Origin of the sequence: Geomicrobium sp. JCM 19037, from assembly GCF_000698105.1 — a bacterium.
Taxonomy (GTDB): Bacteria; Bacillota; Bacilli; order Bacillales; family Marinococcaceae; genus Geomicrobium_A.
The window spans coordinates 173,542-185,890 of the sequence record NZ_BAWZ01000001.1; the positions used below are offsets into that span (position 1 = coordinate 173,542).

Sequence of the window (12,349 nt, forward strand, 5' to 3'; positions counted from 1 at the left end):
ATTAAAAAAACCGCGCGCTTACATCGGTTGTAAGCGCACGGTACGTTTATACTTCCATAATAATCGGCAAGATCATCGGCCTGCGTTTTGTTTTGTCGTATAAAAAGCGGCTGAGTACTTCACGCACGTTGCTTTTCAGTGACGACCATTCATTGACATTTTCACTCATGCATTCATTTAGCGTGTCGGTCACTTTCTTCTTTGCTTCTTCGAGCAGCTCTTCAGATTCTCTCACATATACAAACCCTCGAGAAATGATGTCTGGACCTGAAACGAACGCATTCGTTTTCTTGTTTAACGTGACGACAACGACTAGAATGCCATCTTTTGATAATAGGCGTCGGTCACGAAGAACGATATTTCCAACATCCCCAATACCTAAACCGTCAATGAGGACATTTCCAGCAGGAACTTTGGATGCTTTTGTCGCATTCTTCCCTTGAAGTTGCAACACGTCACCGTTATCTAGCATATGAATACGCTCTCGATGCACACCAGTCGTTAGCGCGAGTTCAGCGTGAGCAAATTGCATGCGGAACTCTCCTTGAATCGGGACAAAGTGACGCGGTTTCATGAGATTGAGCATAAACATGAGCTCTTCTTGCTACCATGCCAGATACATTCACCCTTTTATCAGAATGCACGACTTCAGCACCTAATTTGTACAAGTAATCGACGACCCGACCAATAGATTTCTCATTGCCAGGCGATGGGCTTGCGGAAATAATGACGGTATCTTTCGGTAAGATCGATAGCTGTCGGTCGCTTCCTTTAGCCATGCGGTGTAGTGCAGAAACCGGCTCCCCTTGTGTTCCTGAGCATAATACAGCAACATCTTCTCCGTTGTATTTGCTAATCTCTTCAACAGAGATGATCAGCTTTCGGAACACGTAAGTAGTTGAGTCGCTGGGAAATCTCGATGACTTTTTTCATCGAATCACCAACAATCGCGAGCTTGCGATTCGACTCGGCTGCAGAATCAATGACTTGTTGAATGCGGTACACATTCGATGCATACGTACTTACAATAACACGCCCGGGTGCATCACGGAATACATCTTTAATGCCTGCTTCTGTTTCCTTTTCTGATGGCGTCGTGCCTGGAACTTCCGCATTCGTGCTGTCAGATAGCAGACAAAGCACGCCTTTTTTCCCGTAGTCTGTCATGCGACCGACATCAGAGAATTTCCGGTCTGGGGGTGTTTGATCAATTTTGAAATCTCCTGTATACACCACATACCCTTGCGGCGTCTGAATCGCCACGCCAAGACAATCAGGAATGCTATGGTTGACACGGAAAAATTCAATTTTCATTTTTCCGGCTTTAATGTTGCCACCCGGTGATACGACTTTCAGTTTTACTTTGTTCTCGATGTTCTTCATTTTCAAGTCTCTTCGACTAAGCCCATCGTTAACTTTGATCCATATACAGGAGCTTGTAACTTACTAATCACATATGGAATGGCGCCTGTATGGTCTTCATGCCCATGAGAAAGAATGACCGCTTTTACTCGGTCGCGGTTTTGGACGAGATAGCTGATGTCTGGAATAACGACATCAATCCCTAACATATCATCCTCAGGGATCATTTGGCCGGCATCAAGAACGACCATTTCTTCATCTACTTCTACGACGTACATGTTTTTGCCTGTCTCCCGAGTCCGCCCAAGGCAAAAATACGTACTTTACTTGTTGTCTCTTGCTTAGACAATATCTGTTCCTCCCACAATTATATAAATTTTCTCTACTCGCTTTTCCGTCAAAGCGACATTTCACACCGTTACTAAGGTCATCGATCAACAACGAACGTTAACCGACGGCCCATTGGCTTGCAACCGAACGAATGAACTGGTAGTAGTATACCTTATTCTTTTGTACAAAGACAAGTATCACAAGAAGATTACCCTAATGTTCATGCATTTTTGTTGACGTGAGACGTCGAGGTGACCACTGCACAAAAATCGCCCCTCTTCACGAGGGGGCCGATTTTTAGATTAGGCGTTATGCGTCTGTTTATTCGCAAGATCGAACATTTGATGCAACGCATTAACTGCTTGATGCATATAGTTTTCTTTCACGAGTACCCAAATGGTTGTATGAGAATCTGTCGCCTGAAGTATTTCGATTTCTTCTTGAAAAAGGGCTTTTGTAATTTTGGAGACGACCCCGGGAACACCGGTCATGCCCGCCCCTACAGCGGACACCTTCGCACATTGGGGAGTTAGAATAACTGGGTAGCCAATGATCTTAATCGCGTGCTGAACGTCTTCTTGTTTATGCATCGGAACCGTGAACACAATTTCAGTGCGACCGATGTTAATAAAATCTACACTAATGCCTTGCTCAGCCAAATGCGTGAAGATCGTTGAAGCCGCTTCGTGGTCATCTTCCTTCTTCGTTACCGTCACTTGAGCAAGGTCTTTCACGTACGTGATGCCCGTCACGAGTCGCTCTTTAATGTCACTGCCAGGAAGCTGATCTCTTGACATCGTGATTAACGTACCAAACGAATCCGATTCCAAAGAGCGAATGCGCAGAGGAATTTTTGCATACATCGCGATTTCAACGGCCCGTGGGTGAATGACTTTTGCCCTTGATACGCCATGTTGCTAACTTCAGAATACGTGAGTGTCTTCAACGGTTGTGCATCATCAACAATTCTTGGATCAGCCGTCATAATGCCGTCCACATCAGTGAAAATATCTACAAATTCAGCGTTCAAGGCTGCGCCAAGTGCTGTGGCCGACGTATCACTACCCCCACGACCTAGCGTCGTCAGTTCGCCATCGGTGCTCTCCCCTTGAAACCCTGCCACAACGACGACATCGTCGTGCTTCAAACGTTCAAGTAAAGCATCGGTTTTCATTTCTGTAATTCGCGCATTCCCAAACGATCCATTCGTAACAAATTCTGCCTGCTTGCCAGTAAGTGCACTGGCTGCTACGCCTTTTCCAATCAAAAGATTGGTGAATACAACCGATGAAATGATCTCTCCGCACGATTGCAATAGATCTTGTTCTCTTTCGGGGACGTGCGCTTTGACGCCACCAATCAGGCTGAGTAACGTGTCCGTGCTATACGGATCATTTTCTCTTCCCATGGCCGAGACGACAGCAACGACTTTGTACCCTTTCTCAACCGCTTGTTGAACGTGACTCGCTGCTGCCTCTCTTCGTTCTTCGGAGTGAACAGATGTCCCTCCAAACTTTTGAACTACGATGTTCATGAGGCGTCTTCCTCTGGTACAATCAACCCTAATTGGTCTAAGCTTTCAGCGATTTGTACCGAATTGTACGCAGCACCTTTAATGAGGTTGTCAGAAACAATCCACATATGAAAGCCATTTTCTTTATCCAAGTCTTTTCGAACACGACCGACGAATACATCAGGTAGCCCTACACAATGACTGGCTAGCGGATACGTTTGTGTCGCTGGGTCGTCTTGTAATGTCACACCTGCTCCTTTTGCAAGGATTTCGTGGACGTCTTTTACGCTCATGCCGCTTTTTTCTGTTTCGATGTATACAGATTCTGAATGACCCGTTTCAACTGGCAAACGTACACACGTCGCTGCCACTTCTAACTGATCATCGTGCATGATTTTCTTAGTTTCATTGATCATTTTCATTTCTTCAAATGTATATCCGTTTTCTTGGAAAAGGTCGATTTGTGGGACAGCATTAAACGCAATTTGATAATGCTTTTTGTCTCCAGATACTGGTAAAACTTGCGGGTCAATTGATTCGCCATCAAGCAATTGTCTTGACTGTGATTGCATTTCCTGAACAGCGTCTAACCCTGCTCCTGAAACCGCTTGATACGTTGATACAATCACTTTTTTAAGACCAAATGCTTTCTTTAACGGCTCTAAAGCGACAACCATTTGAATGGTTGAACAATTTGGGTTGGCAATGATGCCTTGGTGGTTGCGCAAGTCTTCTTCGTTCACTTCAGGGACAATGAGTGGGACATTCTCATCCATGCGAAAGGCACTCGTATTGTCAATAACGATCGCTCCGCGTTTGACAGCTTCTGGCGCCAACGCTTTAGAGATCGAACCTCCTGCTGAGAACAAGGCAATCTGGATGCCTTCAAATTGCTCTGGAGCCGCTTCTTCAACCGTGTGCTCTTCCCCTTGAAACACAATTTTCTTGCCGGCGGAACGTGAAGATGATAACAGCTTTAAAGAGCGAATCGGGAAATTCTTCTCTTCTAATGTTTTTAACATTTGCTGTCCGACTGCACCTGTTGCTCCAACGATTGCTACATGATAACCTTGATGATTTGCCATTTGTGTAGTTCCTCCTCAAATATTCACTCGCCAATTCTCGGCGTTTAATACAGCAGTTTTTAATTTTTAAGAGCCGGGACAAAACCGAGTCTTATAACCTACCTTACTAACGATATAAGAGAGCGTGAGAATAATCAACTCAGATGATAGACTAATCGTTATACTTATCAATTAAGAGAGGCTGGAATTGCCGACCATCTAACGCATCTTCAATCGTTGACGGGATTGCTTCCATTCTTGCTACTAACGAGGTTGGTTTTTTAATGGGATCGTCCTGACCAAAGGGGACTAGAAATACTTGTTTCATCGTCAAAAGTGTGGCCAGGTTTTTGGCGTTTAAGCCAAGCGCATCATTCGTTGAGATGGCTGCAACGACGGGTGAGCCATTTCTTAGTGTTGCTTTGGCTGCCATAAGCACTGGCGAATCGGTAAGTGCATTCGCAAACTTCGCTAATGAGTTACCGGTCATTGGTGAGATTAACATGCAATCCAGCGGCTTCTTTGGTCCGTATGGTTCTGCCTTGACAATGCTGTTAATAACCTCATGACCTGCCGCCTTCTCGATGGCTTCGATCCAATCAGCTGCCTTACCAAATTTCGAATCGGTTGATTGTACCGTCCAACTAACGAAAGGAACGACTTCTGCACCTTTTTGGATAAGTGATTCAATAAGCGGAATGACTTCTTCTAACGTACAGTGAGAGCCTGTCAAACCGAACCCTATTCTTTTCCCTTTAAGTTTCATGCCCAAACTCCTTTTCAAATATCTTTATCGTTGCTTTTCCGAGTATTTCTCCGGCACTTTTTGGAGCCACTTTTCCCGGGATACCCGGAACATTTAAAATCGTCTGCGGAAACGCTTTTGCCACGTCTGGATCAAATGCCCCTGGCGCACTGCTAATGTCTAATACGAAACACGTCGATTTCATCTTCTGAAAAACCTCAGGCGTCAGCACACGACTTGGGACTGTATTAATACATACATCTGCTTCATAAGCGTCGTCAGTAATATTTAGAAACGAGCGCCATACGAACCCACGCTGTTTTGCTCTTGCTCCCTCTTCATCTTCATTCGTATATACAATGATATTTGCCCCTGAGCCACTGAAAAGATCAGCAATTGTCTTCCCACAACGTCCATAGCCTAAAACAAAAACGGTGGCGCCATGAATCGTATGTGCTGTGTTCTCAATCGCTAATCGCAAACAGCCTTCTGCCGTCGGTATAGAGTTGGCAATCGCAACATCTTCTCTTGACATCCAACTAATGACCTTCCGGGGGACATGTGCTTTTAAGAATGGAGTGAGCACACCTGTAATAAAGAGACACTGCTCACCTGTTCTTTTTATATGACTTCGTTCCAGTTTTAATGGGTCTCCATGAAGTGTTGGAACAGTACCGTCTGTTCCAACACCTTGGACCGGTAGAATGATCGCATTTAGCCGCTCGTACGGCAAGTTTTCGAGTGTACGTTCACAAGCCTTTACGCCCACTTCTTTTTGATTGAATCCGACCGTGTACATTCGACTCGCGTATGATGATAGTGTATTCATTAAGGAGATTGTTCGCAGGTCTCCTCCGAGCACAGCAATTTCGACCATGAGCACCTCGCCTCCTTTATTGTTGCACTATGTTAGATTATGAGCATTTCACACATCGGTGACGGGTTCGCGCTTGGTAGATAAGCCCCTTCTGAATGTTCCCGTCGTTCTTGTATGATTTGCTTTCATGCAAAACAAGAAATGACAACAAAAAACCCCGAGACCGTTCGTCTCGAGGCGACTAGTATGTGGATGTTTCTTTTGTGAGTATCCAGCCGTTATTGTACAGAGCGATTGACGATAATCATGTCCTCCCCAATCGTATGGATATGGCGCCAATGAATCTCAAGCATGTCTTCATTTTTTCGAAAAGGGCTCCAGCGGTTGGTCGGAAACAAAAATGCCTGCACTTCTCCTGTTGATGCATCGATTCTCGCATCTAATCTACCTGGAACACCGAGACGCTCCCCTTGCTCATAATCGACAATTTCTTTTGCGCTCATTTCACTTAACCTCATACGCTCTCCTCCTTCATAAAGGATATGATGAAGAACAACCATTGAGACCATTAGTTGTAAGGCAGTTTTCCGTCTGGGCTAATGAGTGCCATCGCATGCCGATCAGCATGAATATGCTCAGCAATTTCATGAACATCAGGAAGGTGTACACGTTCAATGCGGTGAGAAAGTTCTTCCAATGTTTGATGTTCTTGAAGTGCGACTTCATTTCTACCGTTACGGTTCATGCGGCTACTTGAACTTTCTAATCCAAGAAGCGTACTGCCAATTACATGCGCTTTTGCACTTTCAAGATCTTCTTCTGTAATTGAGTGGCTCTTGGCCAGCTCCTCAATCATTCGCATCGTTGTTGCGTACGTTTCTTCAAGGCGTTCTGTCGCTGTGCCCGCATAGATCGTAAGCATGCCTGTATCTTGATAAGAAGTATGATAAGAATAGACCGAATACGCCAACGCCCGCTGCTCGCGAATTTCTTGGAACAGTCGACTGCTCATACCCCCGCCGAGTAAATGGTTGTAAATGACCATCGCATATAACCGCTCGTCCGTAAGCGATACACCAGGAAGTCCGAGGCAAAGGTGGGCCTGTTCAACCGGCTTTTTCCGGACGAGGTGTTCAAAACCCATCTCTTGTTGTATGGGCGCGTCTTGTTTTGCATCACTCTCTTCAAACTGACTAAAGTCATCACAAATCTGATCAAGTAGCGATGAATCCATGTTTCCTGCAACTGAGACAACAACCCGCTCAGGTCGGTATTGATCTTTGACGAACTGACGAAGCTGGTTTCTGTCAAACGATTGAATCGATTGCTCACTACCTAGTATCGGAAGGCCAAGAGGCGTCGCTCCAAATGCAGCGCGGTCCAAATCGTCATGTACGACGTCATCGGCCGTATCTTCAACCATGCGAATTTCTTCAAGAATCACTTGGCGTTCTCGTTCAATCTCCTCATCTTTAAACGATGAATGAAAAAACATGTCACTCAAGATTCTCGCCGCTTCTTTCGCATGACGACTCATAACTTTTGCATAAAACACGTGTATTCTTTAGAAGTGAATGCGTTCACATGACCACCAATACGATCAAAAGCTGCTGCAATATGTGCGGCGCTCATCGATTCTGTTCCTTTAAACATAAGATGTTCAACAAAGTGTGAAATCCCATTTTCGCTTGGCTGTTCCGTTCTTGAGCCGGTGTGAACCCAAATACCGATGGCAACAGAATGAATATGTTCCATAGGCTCGACGACAAGTCGGACCCCATTCGCTAATTGAATGCGTTGTACCAACGCTCCCCCTCCTCCACTTCATCGGTGCGGGGCAAAGGTGCTCTTTGTTCACTCAAAACTTCAGAAATTGGAGCAATTTCTAATCCTTCAGCTCGAATGCCATCAATCATTGCTTCCATTCCTTCTTTTGTCGGTTTTGTTGGGTGCATAAGCACAGTTGCGCCTGGATGAATTTTACTCGTGACACGCTCCACCATAGCATCTGTGCTCGGGTTTTGCCAGTCAATTGTGTCTACGGTCCATAAAGCCGTATACATATCCATGTCCTTTGCAATTTCCACCACGCGATCATTGAAGCTTCCTGAAGGTGGTGTGAACCAGACGGGTTCTACATTTAGTGTAACAGAAATCATATTATTCGTTCTTTCTAATTGGTCACGAATTTCTTCATCTGATAATGTAGCCATGTCAGGATGGTTATAAGCATGATTGCCAATTTCATGACCTTCTTCTTGAATCATTCGTGCAAGTCGAGGTTGACTTTTCACCCAAGACCCGTCTAGAAAAAAAGTAGCCGTTACATCCTTTTCGTTCAGTGTGTTTATCATATCAGGAAGATGCTCATTTCCCCAAGCAACATTAATGATGAATGCGACCATTGGCTTTTGATCGTTTGCACGATAGAACGGCACTGCGCCGAGATCACTCATCATCACTTCAGGCTCGGCTTCATCAAAAACGAGCAACTCCTCAGCAAATCTTCCTTCTTCCACCATATTATTAAACGAGGCTTCTTCATTGATTAGGCGCCCATTATAACCCGGGATGCCTTTCCAAACTGGATCAACGACCGCATCAATGGGCGGTTCGTCCAGCTCCTCTTTCGCAGAAGCTATACGCGATCGTATTTGCTCGTCAGTTTCTGTCGTTTGTAACAACTCTGCTTCTTCATTCCATGTTTCAACCGTATCGTCAGGTAGATGAGGAACTTGCCAAGCAGTAAATCCGATAAGAATAATTGCGACACCGATGACGATTTGGATGAACCTCGTTCGAAACATCATCTGCTACCCACCTCCTCGTCCTAGTTTATGCAACAATTGGACGAGAAGAACAGACCATTTCAAAAGAACGGCTAAACGAACACCCGCTCGACTAAACGCTCTAACAAAAACTTCCTATGTATTTTTTAAAACAAAAAAACTTGGCGGTGGACCAAGTTTTCCTGTTACTCACTTTTTGATTCTTCTTTTGGCTCATCTTTTAGAAGGACTTTACGAGAGAGGTTGACTCTACCTTGGTTATCAATCTCTGTCACTTTCACATCGACCATGTCACCAATTTTCACAACGTCTTCAACTTTGTTAACTCGTTCTTTAGCTAATTGTGATATGTGAACGAGCCATCTTTGCCTTTGAAAAGCTCAACGAAAGCACCGAATTTCTCAACGCGCTTCACTTTTCCGTGATAGATCTCACCAACTTCAACTTCTCGAACGATATCGGAAATGATCGCTTTTGCCTGCTCATTTAGAGAAGCTTCTGTAGAAGAAATGTAAACCGTACCATCTTGTTCAATATCGATTTTCACACCGGTATCTTCAATAATTTGGTTAATCACTTTTCCACTCGGTCCAATCACATCGCGAATCTTCTCAGGTTTAATGTGCATCGTCATAATCTTAGGGGCATAAGCCGAAAGCTCAGGACGTGACGTGTCAATAACGTCGAGCATGCTATTTAAGATGTGCATCCGTGCTGTTTTTGCTTGCTGGAGTGCCTCTTGTAATACGGCTCGGTTAATCCCTGAAATCTTCATGTCCATTTGTAATGCCGTCACACCTGCTGACGTCCCTGCAACTTTAAAGTCCATGTCTCCGAGTGCATCTTCCATGCCTTGGATATCCGTGAGAACCGTGAGATCGTCGCCCTCTTTTACAAGCCCCATTGCAATGCCTGCGACTGGTGCTTTAATGGGTACACCTGCATCCATCATCGCTAACGTACTGGCACAAATACTTGCTTGAGATGTGGAACCGTTAGACTCTAACACTTCAGAAACGAGACGTATCGTATACGGGAATGACTCTTCATCTGGAATGACGCGCTCAAGCGCTCGTTCCCCTAAAGCCCCGTGTCCAATCTCTCTTCTTCCTGGCGCCCGAATCGGTCCAGTTTCACCAACACTAAATTGCGGGAAGTTGTAATGGTGCATGAATCGTTTCGATTCTTCTTGTCCAAGCCCATCAATCACTTGTACTTCTCCGAGTGCACCTAGTGTACACACGCTTAGCGCTTGTGTTTGACCTCTTGTAAACAAACCTGAGCCGTGGGTTCTTGGCAGCAATTGAACTTCGGAAGCAAGTGGACGAATTTCTTCTGGTCCTCGTCCGTCTGGTCTGATTTTTTCTTTTGTAATGAGACGACGAAACTCTTCTTTCGTGAGCATTTTTAAGATTTCTTTTACATGATCAATCGTTTCTTCATCTTCAAACTGCTCGACAATATCCGTTTCGACATCTTTAAGAGCCACTTCACGCTCGTGCTTTTCTTTAACGAGAACGGCATCTTTAAGTTTACCTTCAGATAAGGCTCGCACTTGATTCGTCAGATCTTCGTCAAGCGTTTTCAGAACAACGTCCATTTTCTCTTTGCCTACTTGAGCTACGATCTCTTCTTGAACCGCAACGATTTCTTTAATCTGATCATGGGCAAACAAAATCGCCTCGAGCATTGTTTCTTCAGAAACTTCATCTGCTCCTGCTTCAACCATGTTGATGGCCTCTTTTGTTCCTGCAACCGTTAGATCCATCTCACTTTGAACGGATTGTTCGTGAGTTGGGTTTACAACGAATTCTCCATCTACGAGACCAACTTGTACACCAGCAATTGGACCTGCAAACGGGATATCGGAAATCGATAACGCAAGTGATGAACCGATCATTGCGGCCATCTCTGATGATGCATCTGGGTCTGCACTCATGACCGTGTTAATGACTTGTACATCGTTACGAAAACCATCTGGGAACAATGGACGAATCGGTCGGTCAATCAAGCGACTCGTAAGAACGGCATGTTCAGATGGACGGCCTTCACGTTTAATAAAGCCACCTGGGATCTTTCCAGCCGCATATAATCTTTCTTCGTAGTTTACAGTAAGTGGGAAAAACGGAAGATCCTTCGGTTCTTTCGAACCTGTGGCGGCAGTAAGTACGACGCTGTCGCCATAACGAACGAGCACAGCTCCACTCGCTTGCTTCGCGAACTTTCCAACTTCAAATGTCATTTCTCTTCCACCGATCATGGTCGAGAACGTACGGGGTTCTACTGACATGCTTTTGCCCCTCCTTTACGATTTCATTTCTTTTAGGATTTGAAAAAAAGCGGGAGATCTCCCGCTTTTCTGCTTTATCGACGTAATCCTAGCTTTTTAATAATCTCACGGTAACGCGTGACATCTTTGTTACGCAAGTACGTGAGTAAGTTACGACGCTTACCAACCATTTTCAAAAGACCTCGACGAGAGTGATGATCCTTCTTATGCGTTCGCAAGTGATCGTTCAACTCATTAATCTGCTCTGTTAGGATAGCGATTTGAACTTCCGGTGAACCGGTGTCCTTATCGTGAGTTTTGTATTGCTCAACGATTTCTTGTTTGCGCTCTAGAGTTAGTGCCATCCTTTCCACCTCCTTTTTCTTTTTCTCCACATTCCTCGCAAATCGCCGGTGGAGCGAATATGCCAAGAATATGGTGATCTGCCCATGGCAGACTACTGTGCTAGAATACCTTTTTTATCGACACAATGCAAGTGTTTATCGTGAACTTGTGAAATAAGCTCTCGCTTTTTTTTCGTCTTCTTTCATTTGGGTAACGAGATCTTCTACACGGTCGAACTTTTCGTCGTCTCTCACCTTGTCAAGAAACTGCACATCCATTTGTTCACCGTACAAGTCACCGTCAAAATCCAATACGTACACTTCGACGCTCACATCTTGGCGATCTTCAAAGAATGTCGGCAAATATCCGATGTTGCAAAGGCCTCGTTTCTCCCCTTGTGCGGTTTTTACCGTCACAAAATACACACCTGTAGCCGGCACGATAAAATTGCTAGTAAGCTCCACATTTGCCGTTGGAAAGCCGAGTTCTCTTCCCCGTTGGTCGCCGCGAATGACGGTGCCACTCAATTCATACGGACGCGTTAGAAGCTCGGTTGCTTCAGCTACATTTCCTTCATCAATCACGCGACGAACACGGGTTGAGCTTACCTTCTCACCCGATTGCTCCCACTTTTCAATGACCGTCGTTGTAATGAGACCACGACTGTATTCAGGCATTGCCTGCATCGTCCCTTTTCCATACTGACCGTATGAAAAATCAAATCCTGCAGTCGCATGTACTACATGAATTGGAATAAGATAAGTATCGACAAATTGCTGCGGAGATAAACTCGACAACTGCTCATCAAACGTGACGAGAAATATATGATCAACGCCTAATGATTCCAGTACGCTTAATTTCTTTTCTATCGGTGTAATTTCGTCATATTGTTGGAGCGGCTCTTTACCGAGGACCGTCTTTGGGTGCGGATGAAAAGTGAGAACCGCACTCTCAACATTTCTCTTCGAAGCATCATCGATGACCGCTTGAATCACTTTTCGGTGACCTTGGTGCACGCCATCAAAATACCCGAGTGCAATCGAGACTGGTGGGTACGTGTGTCGTTCTTCTCCATTCAAGCTTTGTGATAAGTAATGAATACCCATGTTTCGTCA

7 protein-coding genes and 4 pseudogenes are annotated in these 12,349 nt (G+C 44.9%); all 11 read right to left on the minus strand.

Going from position 1 to position 12,349, the window contains the following annotated elements; translation table 11 throughout:
- Positions 1–46 precede the first annotated feature (46 nt).
- A pseudogene (locus JCM19037_RS00830) lies at positions 47–1,711 on the minus strand (ribonuclease J).
- 283 nt (positions 1,712–1,994) lie between these two features.
- Positions 1,995–3,226: pseudogene (gene dapG, locus JCM19037_RS00835) on the minus strand (aspartate kinase).
- Positions 3,223–4,290: an aspartate-semialdehyde dehydrogenase gene (gene asd, locus JCM19037_RS00840; RefSeq protein WP_042396823.1), complete on the minus strand. Its 1,068-nt coding sequence runs from the start codon at positions 4,288–4,290 to the stop codon at positions 3,223–3,225. The pseudogene dapG and the gene asd overlap by 4 nt, the downstream one beginning before the upstream one ends.
- Positions 4,291–4,441: 151 nt before the next feature.
- Positions 4,442–5,035 carry a dipicolinate synthase subunit B gene (locus JCM19037_RS00845; protein ID WP_042396825.1) on the minus strand — a complete coding sequence of 198 codons (594 nt, stop codon included), beginning with the start codon at positions 5,033–5,035 and terminating at the stop codon, positions 4,442–4,444.
- Complete coding sequence (locus tag JCM19037_RS00850; protein ID WP_042396828.1) at positions 5,025–5,891, minus strand: dipicolinate synthase subunit DpsA; 867 nt, start codon at positions 5,889–5,891, stop codon at positions 5,025–5,027. The genes JCM19037_RS00845 and JCM19037_RS00850 overlap by 11 nt, the downstream gene beginning before the upstream one ends.
- A 218-nt stretch (positions 5,892–6,109) precedes the next feature.
- Positions 6,110–6,349, minus strand: a complete 240-nt coding sequence (locus JCM19037_RS00855; RefSeq protein ID WP_042396830.1) for a YlmC/YmxH family sporulation protein — start codon at positions 6,347–6,349, stop codon at positions 6,110–6,112.
- A gap of 50 nt (positions 6,350–6,399) precedes the next feature.
- Positions 6,400–7,637: pseudogene (locus JCM19037_RS00860) on the minus strand (M16 family metallopeptidase).
- Entirely contained in the window at positions 7,616–8,641 is a 1,026-nt protein-coding gene (locus JCM19037_RS00865) for a polysaccharide deacetylase family protein (RefSeq protein ID WP_052363404.1), read from the minus strand. The pseudogene JCM19037_RS00860 and the gene JCM19037_RS00865 overlap by 22 nt, the downstream one beginning before the upstream one ends.
- A gap of 164 nt (positions 8,642–8,805) precedes the next feature.
- A pseudogene (locus tag JCM19037_RS00870) lies at positions 8,806–10,910 on the minus strand (polyribonucleotide nucleotidyltransferase).
- Positions 10,911–10,984: 74 nt separating this feature from the next.
- Positions 10,985–11,254 (minus strand): 30S ribosomal protein S15, encoded by a 270-nt coding sequence (gene rpsO, locus JCM19037_RS00875; RefSeq protein WP_042396831.1) that lies wholly within the window; start codon positions 11,252–11,254, stop codon positions 10,985–10,987.
- A 135-nt stretch (positions 11,255–11,389) separates the two neighbouring features.
- Positions 11,390–12,340, minus strand: a complete 951-nt coding sequence (locus JCM19037_RS00880; RefSeq protein WP_042396833.1) for a bifunctional riboflavin kinase/FAD synthetase — start codon at positions 12,338–12,340, stop codon at positions 11,390–11,392.
- Positions 12,341–12,349 lie beyond the last annotated feature (9 nt).